The organism is Nocardia sp. NPDC051750 (assembly GCF_044453135.1).
Lineage (GTDB): Bacteria > Actinomycetota > Actinomycetes > Mycobacteriales > Mycobacteriaceae > Nocardia.
This window is the reverse complement of sequence record NZ_JBITCK010000005.1, coordinates 516,203-541,058: the sequence shown is the minus strand read 5'-3', so window position 1 is coordinate 541,058 and position 24,856 is coordinate 516,203. Positions and strand designations below refer to the sequence as shown.

Here is a 24,856-nt window from a genome sequence, read left to right as displayed (position 1 = left end):
GGCCGACAGGAAGGATTTCCGATGGCGCTGGACGCCGCAACCATCACGGCGATCGCCGACGAACTCGCTGCCGCGGAACGCGACCGCGCGACCGTACCGCTGCTGACCGGGCGCTACCCGGCGATGACCGTCGAGGATTCCTACGCCGTGCAGAACGAATGGCGCCGCCGCGGGATCGCCGCGGGCCGCCGGCCGGTGGGCCGCAAGATCGGGCTCACCAGCAAGGTCATGCAGGCCGCCACCGGTATCACCGAACCCGATTACGGCGCCATTTTCGCCGACGCGGTATTCGACAACGGTGCGGTCATTGAGCACGCGCAGTTCTCCAACGTCCGGATCGAGGTCGAACTCGCCTTTGTCCTCGGTGCGCCGCTGCGCGGGCCCGACGCAACGGTGTTCGATGTGCTGCGCGCGACCGAGTATGTCGTCCCGGCGCTGGAGATCCTGTCCTCGCGTGTCGAAATACCGGGCCGGACGATCGTCGACACCATCAGCGACAACGCCGCCTTCGGCGGACTGGTGTACGGCGGGAACCCGATGAAACCTGGCGATATCGACCTGCGCTGGGTCTCGGCCCTGCTGTACCGCAACGAGACCATCGAGGAATCGGGAGTCGCCGCGGCGGTACTCAATCACCCCGCCACGGGTGTGGCGTGGCTGGCGAACAAACTCGCCCAGCACGACGACAACCTCGACGCCGGCGAGATCGTCCTGGCCGGCTCCTTCACCCGACCGATGTGGGTCGAGCAGGGCGATACCGTGCTCGCCGACTACGGACCGATGGGAACGATCTCGTGCCGCTTCGCCTGAGCCCCACCTTCCGCGACCGGCTGGCCGCCACCGACCGCACCCTCTACGGCGGATGGATCTGCTCCGGTTCGCCCGTGGTCGCCGAGATCATGGCCGGCGCGGGCCTGGACTGGCTGCTCATCGATATGGAACACGCACCCAACGGCCTCGAATCCACCCTCGCCCAGCTCTACGCCGTCTCCGGCTATCCCTCCACCCCGCTGGTCCGGGTACCCGCCGGCGAAACGGTGATCATCAAACAGGTACTCGACCTCGGCGCGCAGAACCTGCTGGTGCCGATGATCTCGACCCCCGACGAGGCCGCGGCCGTTGCGGGGATGACCCGGTACCCGCCCGCCGGGCGCCGCGGCGTGGGCAGTGCGCTGGCCCGCTCCGCCCGTTGGAACCGCGTCGAGGGTTATCTGACCGACGACGCCGACCATGTGTCGGTATTCGTGCAGATCGAAACTATCGACGGTGTCGAGAACGCTCGCGCGATCGCCGAAACACCCGGTGTGGACGGCGTATTCGTGGGCCCGAGCGATCTCGCCGCCTCGATGGGCTTGCTCGGGCAACAGACCCACCCCGAGGTGGTCGCGGCAGTGAAACGTGCCTTCGCCGGTATCGCCGCGGCCGGTAAACCCATCGGCGTGAACGCCTTCGACCCGGCCGCCGCGCGCGACTATGCCGCGGCGGGAGCCGATTTCGTTCTCGTCGGCGCCGATGTGGCGCTGCTTGCGCGAGGTTCCGAGCAGCTGGCTCAGAGCTATCTCGGCAGCACCGGAGACTCGCCGCGTACCTCGTACTGAACGAGCCCGAACCGCACAACAGCAACGGCATTCGGCGATACCCGACGATCCGTCCCCGACTGTTCCACCCTGAGGAGTGACGTAGTGACCGACCGAGAGAATGCGCTACTTGCCGCCCTCCCGAACCAGCTGTTCATCGGCGGCAAATGGGTCGATGCCACCGGCGGCGCCACATTCGCGGTGCATGATCCCGCCACGGGACAGGTGGTTCGCGAGGTCGCCGATGCCACACCCGAGGATGGGATCCGCGCCCTGGACTCGGCGGTCGCCGCACAGGAGCAGTGGGCGGCCACCGCACCCCGCACACGCAGTGAAATCCTGCGTCGCGCTTGGGAAATCGTGCAGGAACGGGCCGAGGATCTGGCGCTGCTGATGACGGTGGAAATGGGTAAACCGCTGGCGGAAGCGCGCGGTGAAGTGGCCTACGGCGGCGAATTCCTGCGCTGGTTCAGCGAGGAAGCCGTCCGCGTACACGGCCGGTACGGCAGCAACCCCGAAGGTACGGGGCGGATGATCGTCTCGCAGCATCCGGTGGGACCCTCGTACTTCATCACACCCTGGAACTTCCCGTTCGCCATGGCCACCCGCAAGATCGCGCCGGCGCTGGCCGCGGGCTGCAGCACGGTACTCAAACCCGCGGAGGCCACACCGCTGACCGCCCTGCTCTTTGCCCAATTACTGGCCGAGGCCGGCCTGCCCGCCGGTGTGGTGAACGTGGTGACCACCACCTCCGCGAGCCGTATCTCGGCACCCCTCATCGCCGACCCCCGGCTGCGGAAACTGTCGTTCACCGGCTCGACCGGGGTGGGTCGCAAGCTCATCGCCCAGGCCGCCGATACGGTCCTGCGTGTCTCGATGGAACTCGGCGGCAACGCTCCTTTCGTTATTTTCGACGACGCCGACCTCGACAAGGCCGTCGAAGGGGCCCTGGCGGCCAAATTCCGCAATATCGGGCAGGCCTGCACGGCCGCGAACCGGTTCATCGTGCACGAGCGGATCGCCGAGGAGTTCGCCGAACGGATCACCTCCCGTGTCGCGGCGATGAGAATCGGCCGTGGCACGGAGGAGGGGGTGACGATCGGCCCGCTCATCGACGACGGCGCCGTGGCCAAAGCCGCCGAACTCGTCGCCGATGCCGCCGCCCGCGGTGCGGTGGTGCGCACCGGCGGTACGCGAATCGACCGTCCGGGAAGTTTCTACGAACCCACTGTTCTCACCGGTGTCGCCGAGGGCAGCGCCATCCTTCGCGAGGAAATTTTCGGACCGGTTCTCGCCGTCGCCACCTTCGCCACGGAGGATGAAGCCGTCCGCCTCGCCAACGACACGGAATACGGCCTGGTCTCCTACGTCTACACCCGTGACCTCGCTCGCGGACACCGAATGATCGACCGACTCGAAACCGGCATGATGGGACTGAACGCCGGCGTCGTTTCCAACGCTGCGGCACCGTTCGGCGGCGTCAAGCAATCCGGCGTCGGCCGCGAGGGTGGATTCGAGGGTATCCACGAATACCTCGCCACGAAGTACACCCTCATCCCGAACGACTGACCGGAACCCGAAACCTACGCTCGGAGCCGGGCACGATCGGTCCTGGAAGCGCTGTGTGAGCGGCGAACAGTGCGGCAGCGTTCGCGAAATGATCGTCCTCCGCGCCAGGTTTACACCGTGCTGCCGCCATCGGCCAGCAAGGTGCTGCCTGTCATGAACGCCGACAGGTCGGATGCACAGAAGAGGGCGACGCGGGCGATATCGTCGGGGACGCCGAGACGGCCGACAGGAGCGGTGAGCATGAGCGGGGTGGGCGGGGCGTCGGCATCGCCGCCGCTCGGGGTGGCGGCTGCCGCGGCGATCATATTGCCTTCCGTCGGGACATAGCTCGGTGCAACTCCGAGCACGCGGATGCCCAATGGAGCGAGTTCGAGAGATAACTCGCGAGTGATGCCACGGGCGGCGTGTTTCGATCCGACATAGGCAGCAAGGCCCGGTGCGCTGCCGCGGAAACCGGCGGTGGAGATGATGTTGACGATCACACCGCCGGCGCCGGCGGCGGCCATGTGCCGGGCCGCCTCGCGGGCGCCGAGGAACACGCCCCGGGCATTCACCGCGAATACCTGGTCCCAGGTCGCCTCGCTCATCTCGAAGACAGAGACGCTGGGAAAGACGCCGGCGTTGTTCACCCAGACGTCCAGGCTACCGAGCTCGGCCACCGTACGGTCGGCCGCCGCCGCGACGGAGTCTGCGTCGGTGACGTCCATGGCGAGGCCGAGCGTACGGACACCGCAGCGTTCCCCTATTTCAGCGGCAGCGGTCGACGCCAGGCTTTCGTCGATATCGCCGATCACCACGTCGGCGCCGGCTTCGGCCATCCGCAGGGCGATCGCCCTGCCCAGGCCACGGCCACCCCCGGTGACGACCGCACGCCGGCCTCGCAGAGAGACGAGCTCGGCGAGGGATTTGTTCGATACATCAGGGATGGACATGGGTCTCCTTTGTTCTGTTGAAGCCGTGGGAGCGACGTTCAGAAGTGCCCGCGCACGATGCCGCACCCACCTAAACGGTAACCATAGTGGTTACTTTTTACAATTACTACACTCGGCATACGACAGACCGTGCGCACCTCCTGCCGGCTGCATCCGATCAAAGGACTTCCGTGACCTCTCCCGAAAAGGCCGAACCGAGGAAACGGCGCCGAGGCCCGAACGCCTCGACTCCTGCCCGCCGCGCACAGATCGTCCGCGCCGCTCTGGAGAGCTTCGCTCAGCACGGGTACGAGCGAGCGTCACTGCGGGACATCGCCGGGCGGGCGCAGGTGACCCATTCGGCATTGCTTCGCCACTTTTCGGGCAAGGACGAACTGCTGTTGGCGGCGCTCGCCCAGCGCGAAGCAGACGAGGAGGAGCTGGCGGCACGGATCATCGAGGCCGGAGCGAGCAGGCAACACATATTGAGCGAAGTTCTGCGCGACGAATTCGACGATCCCGGGTACCAGCGCAATTGGATGGCATTGGCCATCGCAGCAACGGACCCCGCACATCCCGCCCATGACTTCTTCGTCGGCCGGCGCGAACGGATGCGAACCAGGTTCAGTGGCAGCCACCTTCCCACCTCGCGAGACAGCCCCTACCTGTCGGCGGACGAGAAGGTGACCCTGGTGCTCGCACTGATGGACGGCCTGCGCATCCAATCCCTGCTCGACCCGTCACGCGAGACACTCGGATTGCTGGAGGTTGTCATGACGTTGGTCATCACGGACCCGGAGCAGGACTCCGGCGAGTGAGTCCACGCCCCCGAGCCGAGAGGCTGTCGTGTCGGGTCAGCAGAGCGGAGCCGAAAAGCTTCCACCACGCACCGACCGGCGTCGCCCTGGTCGATGACGAATCCGCAGCTACGGATTCGGACCATATCTCGCGTACGGGTGTATTCGTACCGGACTATCTCTTGTTCAACTGACCGGCGTCGACCGGGATGACAGAGCCCGAGACATAGCGTGCATCGTCGGAGACCAGCCATGCGATGGCATTGGAGACATCGAGCGGCTCCACCAGATCCACCGGCATCGCGTTGGACAGTGCATGGGCCAGCGCCGGGTTGCGTTCCATGATCGCCTCCAAGTTGCCGTCACCGGCCATGGGCGTGCGGACCGCGGTCGGGGCGACACTGTTCACCCGGATATTGTGCGGCGCAAGGTAGTTGGCCCAGGACCTCATCAACCCGACGACACCGTGCTTGGCCGCGGTATAACCGAGGAATCCTGCCGTCGGAATGCCGACACCGATGAGGCCGCCGGTGGAGCTCGTGAGTACGATCGATCCGCCCTTGCCTCGCTCGATCATCGACGGGATCGCCACGCGACCGGTGTTCCAGACACCGGTCAGGTTCACCGCGACCACCTCCTCCCACTCCTGTTCCTCCGCCACGGCAGCACCGCCGGCTCCGATGCCCGCGTTGGCCAGGACGATATCGACCGGGCCGAGTTCCGCGACACCCTCCTCGAAGACCTTCCGCAACGCGGCGACATCGCGGACGTCCGCCTGCCGGGCTACGATCCGGCGCCCCTGCTTCTCGACCTCCTCCACGGTCTGCGCCAGCTCATCGGCGGTTCCCATCGAGTACTGCACCGAACCCAATTGGGCACAGATATCCAGCGCGATGATATCGGCACCCTCTTGTGCCAGCCGGATCGCGTGACTGCGGCCCTGGCCCCGCGCGGCGCCGGTGATGAAAGCGACCTTGCCGTCGAGCTTTCCCATAATTATCTCCTTTTGCATATGATGAACCAGTGCGTGGATAAGGGGCGGCAGACCTGGCAAAGATCTGCCGGAGACAAGAGCCGAGCGGCGTCGGTAATGCGGTATGCGCGCCTGGTAGAAAATGGCGTCGACGGCGACCGGGTGGATTGCGGCCACATTCGGCCGCCGGTGCGGAGTGCCGATCCCTATTCGAAATCTGCCAGGGTCTTGCCGACATCAGCGAGGGTGGTCGCGGCACCGTAGTCACCGGTATATCGGTAGGGGGCCACATCGCAGCGGAACAGTCCTTGATCGGGCGCGAAATCGGCCTGCCGCCATCCGTTCGGGGTGGCCTGCACGACATTGAAGCAGCGCGGTGCCGCGTCGTTGTCCGACAGATCGCGGGGGGTATGCAATCCGCCTCCGGTCCAGTCGGTCTCCGTGCCGGCCGCTTCGAAGACACATCTGCGAGTGAGCTGGTCACCGCAGCTGGTGGCGGCCTTGGCGAAAAGCAACCAGGACGACAGGGCGCGTACCGAGCCCAGCGCGAGTTCCGCTCCCGGTGCGTATTTTGCGAACATATCGTGCATCTGCTTCATTGCCGGCGAGGCATCGGCGGCTTCGATCGGCACCGCGCCGGTCAGGTCGACAACATTGTTCTGGAAATCCGCCGATTGCGCGGCTGCCCGGAGGAACTGTTTGTTGTAGGAGTTGTTGGTCGGGTCGATCCAGTCGAGCTTGTAGTTCATGCTGGTCAGAACGTCCTCCAGCTTCCCCAGCTGCCGGAAGTCGCCGTAGAAGACCAGGCCCTTGACGCCCTTGCTCTTGATCGCCTGCGCATAGGGAGTCCAGTCCGGGACACCGGATGCCGGGTAGAGATCGTTATAGGTAACGGTCCCGCCGGCCGCCCGGATCGCCTCGACGGCCTTGTCGCCGAGCACCTTGGTGACCGGTGAGTCGCCGTTGATGATCCCGACAGCGCCCGCCGAGCCCGGATATGCCTCGTTCAGCAGCCAGCTCCGGAAGCCGAAATAGGGCTCGTAGTGTGCGTAGGTGCTGGCCAGGGCGCTGATCTGCAAGTCGGACTGCAGATTCTGCGATTGCGAGACCTGCGCGGGGAATTCCGGCAGCAAGCACGAGAGGCGGTCCTTGACGCCGAGGCCGTCCAGAGCGGCGCCGCCGCCGACAAGTGCGAAGTCCTCGCGACAGGAGTCGAGCATCCGTTGCCGGACCTCCATGAGTTTCGTATCGCGGACTTCGAACACCAGTTTCCGGCCGTTGATACCACCGGCCGCGTTACACCACGACGTGAACGCCTTTGCCGCGTCCACGAATTCCGGCTGTTTGGTGAACCCGACATCGCTGAAGACGCCGACCTCGATTTCCTCGGCCGTCACCCCTTGGGCTGGTGCACCGGTCGCCGACCCTCCGTGACAGACACCCGACAGATCACCGAAGTCTCCGGTTTCGACGTCACTCGGGTTCGCTTCCCTGCCGGCGCCGCCGCGCCCGCTACATCCGGCGGTGAGCAAGGCCATCGCCAAGAGGGCTACGGCAATTCGTCGTGGTTTCACGGTGTTCCTCCTCAACTGGACCTCGTTGACCAGTTGCCGACCATGTCTTCGGCTCGGTCGAGCCTGTTCATTTCGCCTGCGTGTAGGTGATGTGCAATTCCCGCAGGCCGCGCAGGAGAAATGTCGGTTCATAGCGATAGCTGCGCTGCTCCGGTTCGCCGTGCATGCTGTCGTCGATGGCGATGTCACGAAAGCGGTCGAGCATCCGATTGACGGTGACCTGGCCCTCGGTGCGGGCCAGCGGTGCGCCGGCGCAGGTGTGGATGCCACGTCCGAAGGCAATGTGCTCGCGGGCGTTTCGGCGATCGACCCGGAATTCATCCGGATTCTCGAACTTGCGTGGGTCCCGGTTGGCGGCGCCGATACACAACATCAGCACCGTGCCGGCGGGGACATCGACGCCCCCGAGTTGCGTACTCTTGCGAGCCAGCCGGAAGTCGACCTTGGTAGGGCTTTCGAAACGGAGCGATTCCTCGATGAGCGGACCGACGAGACTGCGGTCGGCGCGTACGAGCTGCTGGAGCTCCGGACGCTCGGCGAGCACACGGACGGCCGAGCTGAGCAGTTTGGTGACGGTCTCCTGGCCTGCCGCGAAAAGGAAGGTGGCCGGGCGCACGATATCGATCACCTCGGGCACCGATCCGTCGGGGTAGGTCGTGGCCGCGAGTACGCCCAGGATGTCCTCGCGGGGCGTGGCCCGGCGATCGGTGATGTACTCGCCGAAGGTTTCTTCCAGCCACTCCAGCGGATTGGTACCCACCGGTTCATGGTCCAGCGCCCCCACCCTGGTGCCGGGGTCTTTGTGGCCGGCCAGCCGGGCCCGGAACTTGTCCCGATCGCCATCCGGAACACCGAGCAGGTCGGCGATGACGAGGGTGGCGAACGGCTTTGCGTAGTCGTCGAGGAATTCACACCGGTTCCGAGTGACGATCTCGTCGAATTGCCGATCCGCCAACCGCCACATGTACTCTTCGTTCTCTTTGAGCCGCTTCGGTGTGAGCAGCCGGCTCAGCAAGGTACGAGTACGTGTGTGCTCCGGGGGATCCATGGTGACCATGTGCTCGAAGATTGGGAACTGGTGCCGGTGCTCCTCGATCTGCGCGCTGATGTCGTCACCGGCGGGTTCGAACGGAAGTGGCGGGAACGGACCGCCGATAGCGACGCAGGCGGAGAAGGCATCGGTATTGCGGAATGCCTCGTTGGCTTCCTGGTAGCCGGTGACCGCAACGACTCCGTAGTGGGGTTCACGGAACACCGGGTTCCGGCTACGCAGGTATGCCAGATATTCGTAGGGGTCCTGAGCGACCAGTGCATCGGAGAAGTAATCGACAGACGCCAGATCGGTCATGTCAGCCTTTCGTGACAAGGGAGGCGAGCATCGGACGCCCGCATTGCGCGCCGCGGTGGCGAGTCGGGATGTCTAGCAGTTGAGCGACTGGGCCGGGCTCAGCCCATCCCGATCCGAATGTTCTTCACTTGCAGAAACTCGTAGAGGCCCTCGAGACCACCGGTACGACCGAAACCGCTGTGTTTGTAGCCGCCGTAGGGGCCCTGCGGTGAGATATCACTGACCTGGTTGATCCAGACGGAACCGGCTTGCAGAAGTCGTGAAACACGATGTGCCCGGGTCAGATTCGTGGTCTGGATAAAGGCATTCAGGCCATAGGGGCTGTCGTTCGCGATCCGGATCGCTTCCGCCTCGTCGGTGAATCTCATCACCGATACCACGGGTCCGAAGGTTTCGGCTCGCGCCAAGTCCGACCGGTTGTCGACATCGGCGAACACCGTCGGCTCGATGAAAAAGCCTTCGGCCAGCTCACCGCCCATTCGCTGTCCGCCGGTGAGTAGTTCGCCGGCGCCGGCGGAAACGGCTCCGTCGATCACGCCGAGGATACGATCGGCATCCGACGCACTCACCACCGGGCCGAACAGCACCGTGGGGTCGAAGGGATCGCCGACTCGCGCGGATTCGACGGTGGCGACGAACCGCTCCAGAAATGCGTCGTAGACGGATTCGTGGACCAGTACGCGGCTGGCGCATGCGCAGCTCTGGCCGGATTGGACGATGGGACCCTGATAGGCCGACAGCTGCACGGCGGCATCGAGATCCGCGTCCTCGAATACGATATTGGCGGATTTTCCGCCGAGTTCGGCCACCACCGGCACGAGATTCTCTGCGGCAGTCGCAAGTATCTTGCGCGCGGTCGTCCCGCCGCCCGTGAAGTGGATTTTGCCGATTCCGCTGTGCCGGACGAGCGCCTCACCGCCTTCGGGCCCGGCGGGCACCACATTCACCAGCCCCGGCGGCAGCCCTACCTCAGTGCACAACTCGCCGAACCGCAATGCCGCGAACGGGGCCAATGGCGAGGGTTTGAAGACGACGGCGTTACCGGCCGCCAGTGCGGGCGCCACACACGATGCGGCTACAACCATCGCACCGTTCCACGGGGCGATGACGCCGACGACGCCATAAGGCTCCCGTTCGATCAGGTTCAGGTCGAACGATCCGGCCGCCGGGGTACTGAGCCCGTGCGGTTTGTCGACATACCCGGCGAAGTGGCGCAGAAAGCGTTCGAGCAGCAGGGTGTTGATCGCCAGGGAAATCGGTACGGCGTAATCCTGAACATTCAGCCGGGAGAACTCGGCCATATGTTCGTGCACTGCATCGGCGAGATCGATCAGCAGGTCGCGACGACGGTCCGACGTGAACGATATCCATTCGCGCTGGGCGTTCCGGCTCGACTCGGCAGCGAGGTCGATCTCCTCGGAGCCGGCGAGCTGGACGGTTCCGTTCGGGCGGCCGGTCCCCGGGAAGATGTGTGCGTGGGTACCGCCGGAACTCTGATCTATCCGGTCGCCGCCGATCAACAGCGAACCCGGCAGTTCGACAGCCGAAGGATCGAGATTGTCAGTAATGAGGGCCATCGGTGCTCCTAGGAAGTCGCCGCGTCTTCGGCACGCCACTCGTTCAAGACGCGAGCCTTCTGCTCTTCGATCACCTGACTGAGGTGTGTCGCCTTCGGCAGGCCGGAGTAGGCGGCGAACTGCAGCGCCAGCTCATCCATTTCCTCGAAGGACACATCACGGCTCTTCAAGGCGGCGTAAACATGGGAGAGGATCGGAATCGGTGCGTCCTGGAATCCGACGCACGCCACGGTGATCAACCGGCGCGCTTTCATACTCAGCCCCGGGCGCAGCCACATCTCCCCGAAGACGAAATTGAGAATGCCGGCCCCCTGGTACGGATTATCGCGGTCCGGTGCGAAGGGCATGCAGTTGACCTCTTTGAACGACTCCACACCGCGCGCCAGCCGCGCCTCCGGATCGCTCGGTGTCACCAGTGGCAGCAGGGGTTCGGGGGCAGGAACGGGGAGTCCACGTTCCTGGTGGATCCGCTCCCACTGCTGGTCGACGACCATATTGAACCGTGACGCCTTCGGCCACCCCGCGTATACGGCGAAATGCAATACTGTCTCGCGCATTTCGGAGATGGAGATATCACCGCTGTTCAACGCCGCATACACATGCTCGATCAGCGGCTGTTCGGCGTCGGAATCGGCGATGCACGCCAGCGTGACGAACCGCCGGTCCCGGCGGCTCAGCACCGGCCGGGTCCATACTTCGGCGAAGACGAAATCGATCAGGCCGTGGGCTGTCGTCGGGCTCGAATCTCCCGGCGGCGCGAAGGTCATCACTTCGGCGAACTCGCGCCGGCCTCGTTCCGACCGCTGCGCAGTACTCACCGCTGCGCTATCGATGGTTCCCATATCCTTCGCTTTCATCTGAGGGTGACACCGGCGTCGACCTTGAATTCCATCCCGGTCACGTGCCGGGCTTCATCGGAAATCAGGTACAGCACGGCGTTACTGATATCGAGGGCCTCGGTCATCACCACCGGCAGCGCGTTACCGAACAGCGGGGCCAGATCCGGACGCTTCTCGGAGAGCAGCCCGAACAACGACTCCGGGGACATACCTGTCGCCACACCGGTCGGGTGCACGGTATTGACCCTGACGTTCTGCGCGGCCAGCTCATTGGCCAGCGCGCGGCTCAGCCCGACCACACCGTGTTTGGAGGCGGTGTAGGGGATATGCAACGGGGTGCCCCTCAGCCCCGCCGCGGAACTGATGTTGACAATGCTGCCACCGCGATCGACAAGATGCGGAAGTGCGGCGGCGCAGGTATTCCACGTCCCGATCAGATTGATATCGACCACAGTCCGCCACTGCTCGACGGTGGTCGTATCCCAGGTCCCGGCCGTCAGGACACCGGCATTGGAAACTGCCGCGTCCAACCCGCCGAGTTGCGCCACCGCCTCGTCCACCGCCGCCGACAGCTCTTGCGCGTCGCGTATATCGACCACCGCGGTGATGACGCGGCGACCGTGCTTCTCGACCAGTTGCGCGGTTTCGGCGAGATCTTCCGGCGTCGACAGTGGATATTCGAGTTCGGGCAGCGACCGGCAGATATCGATCAGAACGAGATCGGCGCCCTCCTCGGCCAGCCGCACCGCATGGCTGCGGCCCATCCCGCGGGCGGCACCGGTGATCAGCACACGCTTCCCGGCGACCCTGCCCGGCGATTGTGAACTCTGAGTCATCGCATCCCTCACAACTTGTTGCAGAAGCCGGCATCGACGGGCATGGCCACGCCGGTGATGTACTTCGCCTCGTCCGAGGCCAGGAATGCGATGGCCGCGCTGATGTCCTGCGGCTCCAACATCGCCACCGGCATCGGGTTCATCAGATGCGGGCCACCATCAGGATTGTTGGCCGCCCATTCCATCATCTGGGGATTGACCGCCATCATGGTATTGACCGCCGTCGGATGCACTGTATTGACCCGAATACTGTGTGCCGCAAGATTATTTGCCAGACATCGCATGATCCCCACGATGCCGTGCTTGGATGCTGCGTATCCGAGCCCGCCACCGTCCAGCCCACCCATACCGACCAGGCCGGCCGTGGAACTGGTGAACACGATGCAGCCGCCCCTGCCGCCGGCGATCAGATGCGGAACTGCCGCACGGGCGGTGTGGAACGCGCCGGAAAGATTCACACCGACTACATCGGCCCACTGCTCGAGTTCGGTTTCGATGGGAACCTCTTCCAGCGACAGCGGTGCGATACCCGCGTTTGCGCAGACGATGTCCAGGCGGCCGAACTCGGCAACGCCGGCGTCCAGGGCGCCGCGGAGCTGGGGAAAGTCGCGCACATCGGCCACCGACCCGAGCATCCGGCGGCCTTTCGCCTCGACGAGCGCAACCGTTTCCTCGAGCTCGTCCCGGCTCGCCATGGGGTAACTGTTGGAAGCGATATCGGCGCAGATATCCACGCCGATGATGTCCGCTCCCTCCGCAGCCAGCCGGACGGCGTGACTTCGGCCCTGTCCCCGTGCCACTCCGGTGATGAAGGCGACTTTGCCATCTAACGAACCCATCGATCCTCGCTTCGGTGCCGAGCAGATTTGCGTCCCCTCGGTGGAACCCACGAGGAGTGCGGCGTATGTGAACGAAAACTGTGCTTGAGCTGTGGTAATCTGATTACCACGATGCGAGAATAGCAGTTCCGCAATGGAGAGGGAAGGAATCGGGCGAATTGACCGAACAGCGCGATGTCACCATGGACTCGGTGCTCGGCCAAGGCGAGCAACGCATTCGCGAGGCCGTCGTCTCCATGCTCGAGACCGACGGATACGACGCAATACAGATGCGCGAGGTGGCCCGGCGTGCCCGGGTATCGCTCACCAAGATCTACAAACTGCACGGCACCCGCGACGAACTGATCCTCGCCGCACTGGACTGGTGGATGCGGGAGAACCGCTACGCCGAACTGTCGAACTACACGGCCCACCCGGGCGAGCCACTCCATACCGCCCTCATGCGCGTACTCCGCCCGATCTTCGAACCTTGGGAGCGCCATCCCGGCCTGCTCGTCGCATACTTCCGCGCACGGGCCGCGGCGGGCGGCGAAACGTTGATCAACCACGGACTCGAGGCCGTCGTTCCCGCCGCGATGACAGCATTGGCCGATATCGACCCCGAATTCATCCAGGACCTGGATGCGACCCTGACCAGCCTGGTATATGGGCTTCTGGGGCGGGTCGCCGGCGGCGAGATCGAAGTGACAGCGATCGTACCCGCGGTCGACCGCACCGTGTATTGGATGACCACCGGATACGAGGCCGCCCGTGGACGTCGGTAACCGCTCGGGCGCATCGGAGAGGCTCGGCGCCGGCCCGGGTGGCCGCTTCTCGGAGGCAACAGCCTCGGTCGCGCACTCGTAACGCACGCATGAACTGGGATCGGACCCAGCCCGCCGATCGTGACGCCGGGATCCGATGGCAAACGGATGGTGGCTGTTTCGGCACGCTCCTGGCGTCGGGTTGTCGATCGATTCGCGAGTTTCGCCCCATTTTCGAGAGTGTCATTCTACTCTGGGCGAGAGTGTGATTCTCAGATATATGCCTCCACTATCGCACCGAAAGGCCGATGAGCGCATGAGCGACCTGGCATCCGCCGACTACTTCTCTGACCCGGCCATAGCGCAGGATCCCTACGAGTACCTTGATCACCTGCGCAGCCGGACCCCGGTATTCCGCGAGCCGCACTACGGAGTCGTGACGGTCACCGGGTACCGCGAGGCCATCGAGGTCTTCCGCAACCAGGACGACTTCTCGGCCGCCGTCTCGGTCAGCGGGCCGTTTCCGCCGCTGCCGTTCCAGCCGGAAGGCGATGATATCGGCGCCCAGATCGAGGCTCACCGGCACCTGTTCAGGATCTCCGAGCACATGGTGACCATGGATCCCCCGGAGCACACCCGTACCCGGGGACTACTGAACCGGCTGCTGACGCCCAAGAGGCTGAAGGAGAACGAGGAGTTCATGTGGGCTCAGGCCGACCGCCAACTCGACGAATTCCTCACCGACGGCCGTTGCGAATTCTTGGGCCAGTACGCCAAGCCGTTCGCCACGCTGGTCATCGCCGACCTGTTGGGCGTACCCGATGGTGACCGCGACGAGTTCCGGGCCAGGCTGGCCGGTCAGACGACGCCGGGCAGTATCGAGGGGTCGATGTACCAGGATGCACCCGGCACCAATCCATTGGAGTGGCTCGACGACACATTCAGCGCGTACATCACCGACCGGCGCGCAAATCCGCGGAGCGATATTCTCGGCGTTCTGGCCTCCACGTTGTACCCCGACGGGTCCGAACCGTCGGTGATCGAACTGGTGCGGCCGGCCACGTTCTTGTTCGCGGCCGGGCAGGAGACGGTCACCAAGTTGCTCAGCGCGGCGGTACGGGTGCTGGGCGAGAAGCCCGAGTATCAGCGGATCCTCCGTGAGGACCGCGGCCTCATCGGCCCGTTCATCGAGGAATCACTGCGCACCGAGAGCCCGACCAAGGTCGACTTCCGGCTCGCGCGCAAGCGCACGACCCTCGGCGGCGTCGACATCCCCGCAGGCACCGTGGTCATGTTGTGCATCACCGCGGCCAACCGTGACCCGCGCAAGTTCGAGGATCCCGACGAATTCCGGCTCGACCGTCGTAATGCCCGCGAGCACATCGCCTTCGGCCGCGGCATCCACACCTGCGCGGGTGCGCCCCTGGCACGAATCGAGGGGCAGGTCACGCTGAACCGGCTACTCGACCGCGTGACCGATATCGCCATCGACGACACCGTCCACGGCCCCGCGACCGACCGCAACTATTCCTATGAACCCACCTTCCTGCTCCGCGGGCTGCGAGAACTCAACATCACCTTCAACTCATAGGCAGACGCTTCCACGACAGAAAGATCGGCTGCGCTGTCGGCGGCCTGCCGCACCACGCGTTCACGTGGGCGTCCGCGAATGCCCATGATGGCGCCGCACAACTGTGGCCATTCCGGCGGACCGCATTCGGCGGTCCCACCATCGAAAGGTAACGGGACAGCAATGGAGAATGCGCCCCTGTTTTCCAAAGGCCGAGATCTCGACGCTATGGTAGCCGCGCTGCGGCCCTGGCTGGCCGATCGGCTCGGCGTTGCGTCGGTTGCGATCGATCCGCCCGATTACCCTCGTGGCGCGGGCTTTTCGAATGAAACCATCCTGGTCACGGTACGCGCCGGGGAGCGCGTGGACGACCTTGTCGTTCGTATCGCACCGGCGCCGGAACATCAGGTGTTCTTCGAACCGAAATTCCATATGCAGTACGACGTCCTCACCGCCCTGGCCGGGCATCCGGAAGTGCGGGTGCCACAGGCATTGTGGTTCGAGCGCGACACCGCCGTCCTCGGCCGGCCGTTCTACGTCATGCGGCGTATGCACGGTCGCGTACCGGTGAGCATGCCGCCGTACAACTCCTCCGGCTGGCTCGCCGACGCAACACCTGGCCAGCGAAGAACCCTGTGGGAGAGCGCGATGCGCCAGCTGACCGCGATCCACCGATTACCGATGGAAACCGTATCCTTCTTCGACCGGCCCGAGCACGGCGCACCCGGTATCGCACAGCACCTTGCGTATTGGACTCGCTACGCGGACTGGGCCTTCGGCAACGAGATACCCGAGATCGTGCGAACGCTGCTCGATTGGCTGAACGAGCATCGGCCGCCGATGTCCCCGCCCGGGGTGTCCTGGGGCGACGCTCGTATCGGCAATATGATGTTCGACAACGATTTCCGCGTGGTCGGGGTGATGGACTGGGAGCAGGCGTCGCTGGCCGGACCCATAGCCGACCTGGCCTGGTGGCTACTGTTCGATGAATCACTGTCGGTCGGTCAGGGTGTGCCGCGGCTCGCCGGGCTCGGCACCCGTGCGGAAACGATCGCACTGTGGCAGGAGCACACCGGCCACTCGATCGACCACCTGCATTGGCACGAGGTATTCGCGCGGGTCAAGGCCGGACTGCTGAGCCTGCGCAGCCGACGCACCATGCAGCTGCCGGCCGACTCGGGCGGCGCTCGCCACTTCGGCTATCTGCGTCAGGCCTGTGAACTCGCGGAAATCACAGCCGCACAGGAGATTCGATAACCACGAAAGAAGGCCCGGCACCGAGTACATCGGTGAAGAAGAATGCGTCGATCTTGGCCTGCTCTGCTTGTTCGGCCAGGTCCACCCATAGATCGAAGGTGTCGAAATTCCGGTTCGCCGCCTCCGGGTGCCGCCAGATTCCGTGGAAGTTGTGGCCGATCGAGTTCATCACCAGGGGGGTGACGATCATGCGGCGGGATGCGCTCATTGTGGTGCCTCCGGAGAACAAATGACTGTCAGATGCCCGCCGGTCCGGGTCCGCCGTGCATGTAGAGCGTCTGCCCGGAGCAGAAACTCGAGGCGTCGGAGGCGAAGAAGAGGACGCCGTAACCTATTTCGTCGGGTTCGCCGAGACGCCCCGATCCGTTCGACATGGCGATGGCCTCGGGGTCCAGATTGTAGCGTGCGGCGTCGTCGGTGAGTGTGGCCGCGCGCACCGCCCCGACTGCGATCGCGTTAACTCTGATGCCTTTTCGCGTCCAGGCGGCGGCCATGGAACCGGTGAGGTTGTTCATCGCGGCCTTGGCGGCTGCGTAGGGCGCGGCCTGCGGCATGGACAACAGGCTGGCCCCGGAGGAGATATTGACGATCGTGCCGCGGCCCTGCTCGATCATCGTTGGTGCGGCCGCCCGGGAAAGATGCCAGGCCGCACCGAAGTTGAGTGCGAACACCTGCTCGAACTCGTCGTCGGCCCATGTGAAGATCGACTTGGTCTGGGCACCGCCGGCGCAGTTCACCAGGATGTCGATCCGGCCGAATTCGGCCAGTGCGGTGTCGATGAGCCCTCGGCAGGCCGCCGGATCGGTGACATCGGTCGGCGCGGCCAGGGCACGCCGACCCAGCGCTCGAGCCTCCTGCGCGGTGGATTCGAGCGGGTCCGGCCGGCGCCCGGCCAGGACCACGTCGGCGCCGTGTTCGGCCAGGACCAGTGCGGACCCCCGGCCGATCCCGGTACCGCCGCCGGTGATCACGGCGACCCGCCCCTCCAATGAGAACCGATTGTTCAAGGTGTTTCTCCTTCTCGCGCCAGTGCTATACGAGCGTACAGCATCATTTCGGCAGCCGTACGGTTATTGCCGTGGCTCGAAAAGTCCCGGATCGTCCGCGCTTCGGGTATCGATGACAAAGTGCAGTGTGCGGACATCCGTGCCGTTTTTGCTGCTGGGGAGGGCGGCGCCACCGTATCGGGGAACTGTTCGCCCATTGTTTGTTCTGCGCGGAGGCTCCGGCAGCCGTTACCCGGACTAAGTCCGGGCTCTCGACATTTCCGCGTCCGTCGGATAACCCGATGGAATGTCCTCTGCGAGTGACGATGTCTGGGAAGTGCTGTCCACGGCGCGGTCGATCCGCCGGTTCACCGACGAACCGGTCGACGACGCCACGCTCACGCGCTGCCTGCAAGCGGCGACCCGCACGACCGGGCCGGCGAATACACCTCGGTGCTGTTCACCGCGTTCAAGAACGATTTCTCTTCGGAGTTCCTGCAGGGCGGCTCGATCTATCCCGCGCTGCAGAACTTCTACCTCGCGGCGCGTGCGCAGGGGCTGGGCGCGTGCCTGACGAGCTGGGCTTCCAATGACGGTGGGCAGATTCTGCGCGAATCGGTGGGTGTTCCCGAGGAGTGGTTCCTGGCCGGGCATATCGTCGTCGGCTGGCCGCGTGGCCGGCACGGGCCGATGCGCCGGCGCCCGCTCGAGGAGGTGGTGTTCCGCAACCGCGGGATCCCGACCATGCCGATATCACCTTCGGGCGCGGCGCGCGGCCGCGAGGCTAGGCTTCATCGCATCACATGCGCCTGCTGGGTGTGGGGGTGAACGTCGAAGAGATCGCGATACGAGGGCGGCCGGCGACCGCCCTCGTCCTCGATTCCGTACCGGGCCGCGAGCTCCGCGCCGATCAGCGTCTGCCCGGTGAGGTCCATGAGGTCCGGGTCGTTGTACAGCGCCCAGATGACATGACCGGTCAGCTCGGGGGTTTCCGCGGTCTCGAGGATATGCCCGAACTCGTCGGGTTTTTTCGCGATGATCTTGCGAACACGGTCGGTGAGTAGCGAGCCCATCCAGATCGACACCGCGGCGATCCCGGCATCGCGGAAATCGAATGCCATATCGGCCGCCATCTTGTCGGTGCCGGCTTTCGGAACTCCGTAGGCGGGGCCGAACGCGTAGTGCACCGCGCCCGATGACGAGGTGAACGCGACCAGTCCTTTCCGGTGCGGAACCATCAGGGGCGCGGCATACACCGTGGCGACATAGCTGCTGCGCAACCCGACATCGAGGGTGTCGATGACATTGACGGGCTCTTCCCAGAACTTGGTCCGTCTCATCATCTCGTTGCGGATGATCGCGGCATTATTGACCAGGATGTCGATTCGGCCATGCTCTCGGTCGATCCGGTCGAACAGCGCCTGCACCTGCTCGTCGTCGCCGTGGTCGACGCGGACCGCCACGCCGTGGCCCCCTGCCCGGGTCACCGACTCGGCCGTTTCGGCGATTGTTCCCTGCGGGCCCGATGTGGCCGCGACGTCGGTACGGCCGGTGACGTACACCGTGCAGCCGTGACTGCCCAGTGCGCGAGCAATTCCGGCGCCGGCACCGCGACTGGCACCCGTGACCACGGCGACAGGTTGTGCTTCGGGCATCAGTTCCTCACGTTCTGTCGGGGAATACGTGCAACCTCCATCCGGGGAGTTCACTCTGTCCGGATGCGAACGGCCTGCTCGGGACGCGACCGCACGGCTTCGCGGACCTGTCTCTCGTGTTCGGGCGCAACGGCGCCGGGCATGGCGCGCGCATGCCCGTCTACCGCGTCGAGCGCGAAACTCTCCGGAGCGATCATGGCGCACGGGGTGTGACCCTGACAGCGCGAGGACTCGACCTCTACCCGCATCGTTACTCCTTTGTCGATGGGCCACCGCGGTGAACGGCTCGGATCGTCGCTGTGCCGGTCGCTACGGCGGCCGGTTCTCCGGCGGAACGCGCACCAGTCCTGCTGCACGAATGTATAGTACCGTACTATACGTCTGTATAGCATGCCGCGGGGTGCTGCGCACGAGTGCCCGCCGAGGAGTAGGTAATGAGCGATCTGTACTACGACCCCTGGGATTTCGATATCGATCTCGATCCCTATCCGACCTACCGGCGGCTGCGCGACGAACAGCCGCTGTACTACAACGAGCGTCACGATTTCTGGGGTGTGAGCCGTTATGCGGACGTCGACGCGGCACTGAAGGACACCGCGCGACTCAGTTCCGCCAAAGGCGACATCCTCGAAGTCGTCATGACGGATCCGGTGATGCCCCCCGGCATTTTCATCAACGAGGATCCGCCGCTGCACACCATCCACCGCGCGATCGTGGCCAGGGCCTTCACTCCGAGGAAGATGCGGATGGTCGAGGAGAAGATCCGGGCGTTCTGCGTGGCATGCCTGGATCCGCTCGTCGGTGGCGGACGCTTCGATTTCGTCGAGGATCTGGGCGCCGAACTGCCCATGCGCACGATCGGCATGCTCGCCGGTATCCCGGATTCCGAACAGCCGGCCGTACGGGCACATGCGAATCAGGTGCTGCGCAACGAGCCGGGTAAGCCGATGGCGATCCAGAAAGACCACTACTTCACCGGCGAGATGTTCGGCGAGTACGTCGAATGGCGGGAGAAACATCCCTCGGACGACCTGATCACCGAACTGCTCGCGGTGGAGTTCGAGGACGAGACAGGAACTGTGCGTAAATTGACGAAGCAGGAACTCATCGTGTTCCTGGCCGTCGTCGCCGGCGCGGGAGTCGAGACAACCGGCCGCCTGTTCGGCTGGATGGGCAAGGTACTCGCCGAACATCCGGATCAGCGCACGGAACTGGCCGCCGACCACGCGTTGATCCCGAATGCCGTCGAAGAGCTGCTGCGTTACGAGCCGCCGGGGCCCCATGTGGCGCGCTATGTGGCCACGGGCGACGTGACCTTCCAAGGGCAGGTCATACCCGCGGGCAGTCCCTTGCTGCTGATGCTCGCCTCGGCCAACCGCGATGAGCGTCATTTCGATGATCCCGACCGTTTCGATATCCACCGGAAACCGGGTGGCCATCTCACCTTCGGCCGGGGGCCGCACTTCTGCGTCGGTTCACCGCTGGCTCGGCTGGAGGGGCGGGTGGCGCTCCAAGAGGTGCTGAAGCGGTGGCCCGAATGGGAGATCGACATGTCCGGCGCCCGCCGGTCCCGGACCTCTACGGTGCGCGGCTGGGACACCATGCCCGCGGTGATCGCATGAGCGAGCCGGCTCGGCGCGTCGCCGTCATCACCGGCGCCGTGCGGGGCCAGGGCAGAAGCCACGCCGTTGCCCTGGCCGAGGCGGGCATCGACATCACCGCCGTCGACCGGTGCGCCGATATCGAATCCATACCTATCCACTGGCCACCGAGGCCGATCCCGACGAAACCGCTCGCCTCGGGCGAGGCTGCCGAGTGAGACGATCACCTCGCGGCCGGCGCGGAGTTCGGCGGTGCCACCCTTACCCGCGGCCACCACGCCCACAGCCCGGCCGTTCTCCAGTAAGAGGCGCTGTACCGTCATATGTGTGCGGACGGTGAGATCGGCGCGGCGCGAGGCGGGTTTGAGGAATGCCGTGGCGGCGCTGACCCGCCACCCGTTCCGGATCGTCGACGTGGCATAGCCGACACGTTCCTCATCGGATTCGTTGATGTCGTCGACTCGCTTCAGGCCGATGCCCGTCGCGGCGTCGATCGTCTCGTCGCAGAGCGGGTCGGGGCGCGCGGTACGGAGATGTGCAGCGGTCCACCGGACCCGCGGGTCGGCGAAGGGCCGAACTCGTTGTCCTCGATCTTGGTGAAAATCGGCAGGATCTCGTCCCAGCCCCAGCCCTTGTTGCCGAGCTGCTCGAGGGCGTCGTAACCCGCGCGGTGACCGGGGTTGTAGATCATGCCGTTCACCGAACTCGACCCACCCACCGCTTTTCCGCGAAGCCACTACTCGCTGTGCGGGTTCGGCCCGAACGGCGTGGTCTCGCAGTGCCACATGCGCTTTTCGCTCTCGAAGAGCATGCCCGCGCCCTTGGGGAGGTGGAACAGTGGATTGCGGTCGCCGCCGACGGCCTCCAGCAGCAGCACGCTGGTCTTCGGATCCGCGGAAAGGCGGTTGGCCAGAACGCACCCGGCCGAGCCGGCACCGGCGATGATGTAGTCGTAACTCGTCATTGTGGTGTCCGTCTGCCCGCGAACGGGCGAGTTCTATTCGATCCATTACTCGACCGCGGATCACGAACGGTGAAGAATGCCGTGTGCCGGCATCGGGCACGTGGACGACCGGTAGCCCTGTGGTTTTCCGCTGGTGCCTGGTGGGCCCTATTCGGAGGCAGTGGCCCACCAGGTCGACAGCCGGGCACATTCGATGTCCGAAATGCGTGCAGAAGGCGGTGCTTCGGAATCGCGTCCGGGGCTATCAGTCCTGGACGCCGGAGATGGCCTTGGCGCTGGCGGTGAATTCGGCGAACGTGGTGCCGCTCTTCTCCCGCCGGCTCAGTGCCTGGACGGAAACATCGTGTCCCTCCGCGGCCCGGCGCAGTGCGCCGACAGTGGCCTCTTCGCGGGGTACGTGCTGGAAAGGGTCGAAAGAATACCAGTGCATCGCGTTCTGATGGGTGATCTTGTTGATTTCGTCGTCGGTGACGCCGTGGTCGCCGAAGACGCGTTCGAGCTCCTCGGGGGCGTTCGGCCACATGGAATCGCTGTGCGGGTAATCCATTTCCCAGCAGATGTTGTCGATACCGATGTCGTGGCGGTTCTTCACCCCGTGGGGATCGGAGATGAAACAGGTCAGGAAATGTTCCCGGAATACCTCGGAGGGGCGTTTGCCGCCGAAGTCCTGACCGGTCCAGGTGGCGTGCATCTCGAAGGTGCGGTCGGCGCGGTCGAGGAAGTACGGGATCCAGCCCGTGCCGCCCTCGGACAGCGCGACCTTCAAATCCGGGTAGTCCTTGATCGGCCGGGACCACAGCAGATCGGCCGCTGCCTGCACGATGTTCATCGGCTGCAGGGTGATCATGACGTCCATCGGGGAGTCGGGTGCGGGAATGGACAGTTTTCCGGAGGAGCCGATGTGGACGTTCATCACGGTGTCGGTATCCACCAATGCCCGCCACAGCGGCGCCCAGTATTCGCTGTGGAACGAGGGGTAGCCCAGTGCCGCGGGGTTCTCGGTGAAAGTCAGTGAATGGACGCCTTTTTCGGATACGCGTCGCACCTCTTGGGCGCACAGTTCGGCGTCCCAGATCACCGGTAGTGCCATCGGTATGAAACGGCCGGGGTTCGACGCGCACCATTCGTCGATATGCCAGTCGTTGTACGCCCGTACCAGCGCCAGCGAAAAGTCGGCGTCTTCGGTGGCGAACAAGCGTGCCGCGAAACCCGGGAAGGAAGGGAAGTTCATGGTTGCCAGCACACCGCCGGCATTCATATCCTTCACCCGTTCGTTGGGATCGAAACAGCCGGGCCGTATCTCGTCGAGACCCTGCGGTTCCAGGCCGTATTCTTCCTTGGGGCGACCGGCTACCGCGTTGAGCGCGACATTCGGAATCACGGTTTCCCGGAACTGCCAGGTGTCGGAGCCGTCGGGGTTGTGCACCAACCGGGGGGCATCGTCGGCGTATTTTTTCGGCAGGTGGTTGTCGAACATATCGGGTGGCTCGACAATATGGTCGTCGACGCTGACGAGGATCATGTCGTTCTTGTCCACAGCGGCTCCTTTCAGGTCACCGGCGCTCGCTGTACGTGCGTACAGGGTAGCGTGGAAGGCGAGGCCGGGAAGTATTTTTCCTACCGATTGAAGGTCCGGGCGACAGCCGGTGCGAGAGGCCGGAATGCATTGGCGGCGTGACGGACGTCGACGCGGAAGGAACTGCCCGGTGGTTCGGCGCCGGCCACACCCGATGCGGACCGGCCGGACGTAGGCAACGCAGATTCGAGGTGCTCAGCGTCTGTCGCGGGCCGAGCGACAGGACTGTTCCTCAGTGCTGGCCGATCATTCGATTCGTGCCACATCGGCGCGTTCGGTGATCGGTCGGGCAAGTTCTTGTTCGTCGCAGATACGCTGCAGTTTTTCGAGTGTTTCGTCCAGGCCGGGGCCGCGTCGCGGGCCGGGGGTGAATGTGGCCGGGAGATGCCGCATGCCCTGGATCACGCCGATGCTGTCGTAGTGCACCCGGCCCACCGGATCGCAGTGGTAGTCCGGCATCCGGTCCAGCACCGCGATGAGCATGCGTTTGAACACCGTGCGCGCGAAGTTGGAGCCGATGCACCGGTGGTTGCCGAGTCCGAAACTGAAGTGACGGTTTGCCCGTCGTTCCATATCGATGGTGTTCGGGTCCTCGAAGATCGCGGGATCACGGTTGGCCATGGCCCAGGACAGCCACAATCGTTCACCTTCGGCAAATCGCGTGCCGGCCACTTCGCAGTCGTCGGAGATGGTGCGGCCGTCACCGGGCGCGGGGGTGAAGTAGCGCAGGAACTCTTCGGTCGCGGGGTCGAGCAGCTCGTCGCGTTCCAGGCTCAGGCGTGCACGTTCCCCCGGGTGGTCCGAAAGCCATTCCAGCGAACGTGCGGTGAGGGCCGTGGTGGTGTCGAACCCGCCGCCGACGAGCAGGTTCAGCATGCCGAGCAGTTCCATGTCCGGCGCGGGCTCGCCGTCCACCGTAATCTGTGTCAGAGCGTGGATGATGCCCGGCCGCGGTTGCTCACGGATCTCGTTGAGATTCTTCAGCATGTCCAGGCCCATTTGCAGGTACAGCTCGGTGACCCGCTGCGCGTCCGGGGAATCCGGTGGTGTGTACACGCCGGCGTGCGCCGGTTCGTTGTACACGGACCAGTTGCGCAGCGGCACCCCCATCATCGCCAGCGTCAATACGGCGGGAACGACGTTGGCCAGGTCGTCGACGAAATCGATGGCGCCCGTCTCGATTCGTTCGTCCAGGCAGGCCCGGACCGCCTCGTCTATCACCGGCACCCAGCGATTGATCGCCGCGGGGGACAGGTACGGGTTCATGGCACTGCGGTATATGCGATGTTCGGGGTCGTCCATTTCGAGCATGCCGCCGCGGGCGGGGGAGGACTCGATCATGGTGGGGATGGAGATGCCCTTGTAGCCACGGCGCTCGTTATGCAGGTCGTGGTCGTTGGAGACATGCGGGCAGCGTGCCAGCGCGAAGACCGCGTCGGCGGTCGCGGCGACCCAGTGGCCGCCGTAGGTGGATGTCCAGGCCACCGGACATTGCCGGTGCATCTGCTCGGTGATCTCGTCGAATCGGTCGCGGTATTCGGGTGCGTGCCGATCGAAGTGGAACTGCGTGGCTTTGCGGTCGTCGTTCGAAGTGGTGTCGGTGTTCATGGTGCGACCTCGGTTGTTCACTCGTGCTGGATTACGGGTTTGTGCAACCCGTGGTG

The 24,856-nt window shown here is 64.8% G+C and carries 22 protein-coding genes and 3 pseudogenes; 10 read left to right on the top strand and 15 right to left on the bottom strand.

The annotated features are described in order from the left end of the window. Window positions 1-21: 21 nt before the first annotated feature. From hpaH to ACIA75_RS24370, 3 genes are all read left to right on the top strand, one after another. Window positions 22-810 (top strand): 2-oxo-hept-4-ene-1,7-dioate hydratase, encoded by a 789-nt coding sequence (gene hpaH / locus ACIA75_RS24380; RefSeq protein ID WP_397107719.1) that lies wholly within the window; start codon window positions 22-24, stop codon window positions 808-810. Then, window positions 795-1,598, top strand: a complete 804-nt coding sequence (locus ACIA75_RS24375) for an HpcH/HpaI aldolase/citrate lyase family protein (protein ID WP_397107717.1) — start codon at window positions 795-797, stop codon at window positions 1,596-1,598. The genes hpaH and ACIA75_RS24375 overlap by 16 nt, the downstream gene beginning before the upstream one ends. Before the next feature lie 84 nt (window positions 1,599-1,682). Then, complete coding sequence (locus tag ACIA75_RS24370; RefSeq protein ID WP_397107715.1) at window positions 1,683-3,146, top strand: NAD-dependent succinate-semialdehyde dehydrogenase; 1,464 nt, start codon at window positions 1,683-1,685, stop codon at window positions 3,144-3,146. 110 nt (window positions 3,147-3,256) lie between these two features. Here ACIA75_RS24370 and ACIA75_RS24365 read toward each other — a convergent pair whose 3' ends face one another. Continuing rightward, window positions 3,257-4,078, bottom strand: a complete 822-nt coding sequence (locus ACIA75_RS24365) for an SDR family NAD(P)-dependent oxidoreductase (protein WP_397107713.1) — start codon at window positions 4,076-4,078, stop codon at window positions 3,257-3,259. 170 nt (window positions 4,079-4,248) lie between these two features. Here ACIA75_RS24365 and ACIA75_RS24360 point away from each other — a divergent pair, with 170 nt between their 5' ends. Further along, window positions 4,249-4,875, top strand: a complete 627-nt coding sequence (locus ACIA75_RS24360; protein WP_397107711.1) for a TetR/AcrR family transcriptional regulator — start codon at window positions 4,249-4,251, stop codon at window positions 4,873-4,875. A 154-nt stretch (window positions 4,876-5,029) separates the two neighbouring features. On the opposite strand, the gene ACIA75_RS24355 is transcribed toward ACIA75_RS24360, so the two are convergent. The 7 genes from ACIA75_RS24355 to ACIA75_RS24325 form a co-directional block, all read right to left on the bottom strand. Then, a complete protein-coding gene (locus ACIA75_RS24355; RefSeq protein ID WP_397107709.1) occupies window positions 5,030-5,848 on the bottom strand; it encodes a mycofactocin-coupled SDR family oxidoreductase in 819 nt (272 codons plus the stop codon). 185 nt (window positions 5,849-6,033) lie between these two features. Beyond that, the gene (locus ACIA75_RS24350) at window positions 6,034-7,365 is read right to left on the bottom strand and encodes an ABC transporter substrate-binding protein (protein ID WP_397108028.1); all 1,332 of its coding nucleotides are present in this window, start codon (window positions 7,363-7,365) and stop codon (window positions 6,034-6,036) included. A gap of 103 nt (window positions 7,366-7,468) precedes the next feature. After that, on the bottom strand, window positions 7,469-8,749 hold the full coding sequence (locus tag ACIA75_RS24345; protein WP_397107707.1) for a cytochrome P450: 1,281 nt from the start codon (window positions 8,747-8,749) through the stop codon (window positions 7,469-7,471). Window positions 8,750-8,847: 98 nt separating this feature from the next. Further along, window positions 8,848-10,326, bottom strand: a complete 1,479-nt coding sequence (locus tag ACIA75_RS24340; protein ID WP_397107705.1) for an aldehyde dehydrogenase family protein — start codon at window positions 10,324-10,326, stop codon at window positions 8,848-8,850. 8 nt (window positions 10,327-10,334) lie between these two features. Beyond that, the gene (locus ACIA75_RS24335; RefSeq protein ID WP_397107703.1) at window positions 10,335-11,168 is read right to left on the bottom strand and encodes a carboxymuconolactone decarboxylase family protein; all 834 of its coding nucleotides are present in this window, start codon (window positions 11,166-11,168) and stop codon (window positions 10,335-10,337) included. 11 nt (window positions 11,169-11,179) lie between these two features. Further along, the gene (locus ACIA75_RS24330; protein ID WP_397107701.1) at window positions 11,180-12,001 is read right to left on the bottom strand and encodes a mycofactocin-coupled SDR family oxidoreductase; all 822 of its coding nucleotides are present in this window, start codon (window positions 11,999-12,001) and stop codon (window positions 11,180-11,182) included. Between the two features lie 8 nt (window positions 12,002-12,009). Next, entirely contained in the window at window positions 12,010-12,840 is an 831-nt protein-coding gene (locus tag ACIA75_RS24325; RefSeq protein ID WP_397108026.1) for a mycofactocin-coupled SDR family oxidoreductase, read from the bottom strand. 182 nt (window positions 12,841-13,022) lie between these two features. On the opposite strand from ACIA75_RS24325, the gene ACIA75_RS24320 reads away from it, so the two are divergent. From ACIA75_RS24320 to ACIA75_RS24310, 3 genes are all read left to right on the top strand, one after another. Then, entirely contained in the window at window positions 13,023-13,604 is a 582-nt protein-coding gene (locus tag ACIA75_RS24320; RefSeq protein ID WP_397108024.1) for a TetR family transcriptional regulator, read from the top strand. Between the two features lie 295 nt (window positions 13,605-13,899). Continuing rightward, entirely contained in the window at window positions 13,900-15,174 is a 1,275-nt protein-coding gene (locus ACIA75_RS24315) for a cytochrome P450 (RefSeq protein WP_397107699.1), read from the top strand. 162 nt (window positions 15,175-15,336) lie between these two features. Beyond that, window positions 15,337-16,410 carry a phosphotransferase family protein gene (locus tag ACIA75_RS24310; RefSeq protein ID WP_397107697.1) on the top strand — a complete coding sequence of 358 codons (1,074 nt, stop codon included), beginning with the start codon at window positions 15,337-15,339 and terminating at the stop codon, window positions 16,408-16,410. Here the strand turns inward: ACIA75_RS24310 and ACIA75_RS24305 are convergent. Together ACIA75_RS24305 and ACIA75_RS24300 are read right to left on the bottom strand one after the other, a co-directional pair. After that, on the bottom strand, window positions 16,385-16,618 hold the full coding sequence (locus ACIA75_RS24305; RefSeq protein ID WP_397107695.1) for a hypothetical protein: 234 nt from the start codon (window positions 16,616-16,618) through the stop codon (window positions 16,385-16,387). The two genes, ACIA75_RS24310 and ACIA75_RS24305, sit on opposite strands and share 26 nt — an antisense overlap. 28 nt (window positions 16,619-16,646) lie before the next feature. Further along, the gene (locus tag ACIA75_RS24300) at window positions 16,647-17,417 is read right to left on the bottom strand and encodes an SDR family NAD(P)-dependent oxidoreductase (RefSeq protein ID WP_397107693.1); all 771 of its coding nucleotides are present in this window, start codon (window positions 17,415-17,417) and stop codon (window positions 16,647-16,649) included. A gap of 286 nt (window positions 17,418-17,703) precedes the next feature. Between ACIA75_RS24300 and ACIA75_RS24295 the strand changes: the two are divergent. Further along, window positions 17,704-18,184: pseudogene (locus ACIA75_RS24295) on the top strand (nitroreductase family protein). 3 nt (window positions 18,185-18,187) lie between these two features. Here the strand turns inward: ACIA75_RS24295 and ACIA75_RS24290 are convergent. After that, a complete protein-coding gene (locus ACIA75_RS24290) occupies window positions 18,188-19,051 on the bottom strand; it encodes an SDR family NAD(P)-dependent oxidoreductase (protein WP_397107691.1) in 864 nt (287 codons plus the stop codon). Between the two features lie 50 nt (window positions 19,052-19,101). Continuing rightward, window positions 19,102-19,299: a ferredoxin gene (locus ACIA75_RS24285; RefSeq protein WP_397107689.1), complete on the bottom strand. Its 198-nt coding sequence runs from the start codon at window positions 19,297-19,299 to the stop codon at window positions 19,102-19,104. Window positions 19,300-19,485: 186 nt separating this feature from the next. Here ACIA75_RS24285 and ACIA75_RS24280 point away from each other — a divergent pair, with 186 nt between their 5' ends. Both ACIA75_RS24280 and ACIA75_RS24275 read left to right on the top strand, forming a co-directional pair. Then, window positions 19,486-20,673 (top strand): cytochrome P450, encoded by a 1,188-nt coding sequence (locus ACIA75_RS24280; RefSeq protein ID WP_397107687.1) that lies wholly within the window; start codon window positions 19,486-19,488, stop codon window positions 20,671-20,673. Next, window positions 20,670-20,851 (top strand): annotated as a pseudogene (locus ACIA75_RS24275) (SDR family mycofactocin-dependent oxidoreductase); the annotation flags it as partial. The gene ACIA75_RS24280 and the pseudogene ACIA75_RS24275, both read left to right, overlap by 4 nt. Before the next feature lie 4 nt (window positions 20,852-20,855). On the opposite strand, the pseudogene ACIA75_RS24270 reads toward ACIA75_RS24275, so the two are convergent. The 3 genes and pseudogenes from ACIA75_RS24270 to ACIA75_RS24260 all read right to left on the bottom strand — a co-directional run. Further along, window positions 20,856-21,616, bottom strand: a pseudogene (locus tag ACIA75_RS24270) (GMC family oxidoreductase); the annotation flags it as partial. Window positions 21,617-21,860: 244 nt separating this feature from the next. Then, on the bottom strand, window positions 21,861-23,153 hold the full coding sequence (locus ACIA75_RS24265) for an amidohydrolase family protein (protein ID WP_397107684.1): 1,293 nt from the start codon (window positions 23,151-23,153) through the stop codon (window positions 21,861-21,863). A 285-nt stretch (window positions 23,154-23,438) separates the two neighbouring features. Then, complete coding sequence (locus tag ACIA75_RS24260) at window positions 23,439-24,800, bottom strand: cytochrome P450 (RefSeq protein WP_397107682.1); 1,362 nt, start codon at window positions 24,798-24,800, stop codon at window positions 23,439-23,441. Window positions 24,801-24,856: the final 56 nt, after the last annotated feature.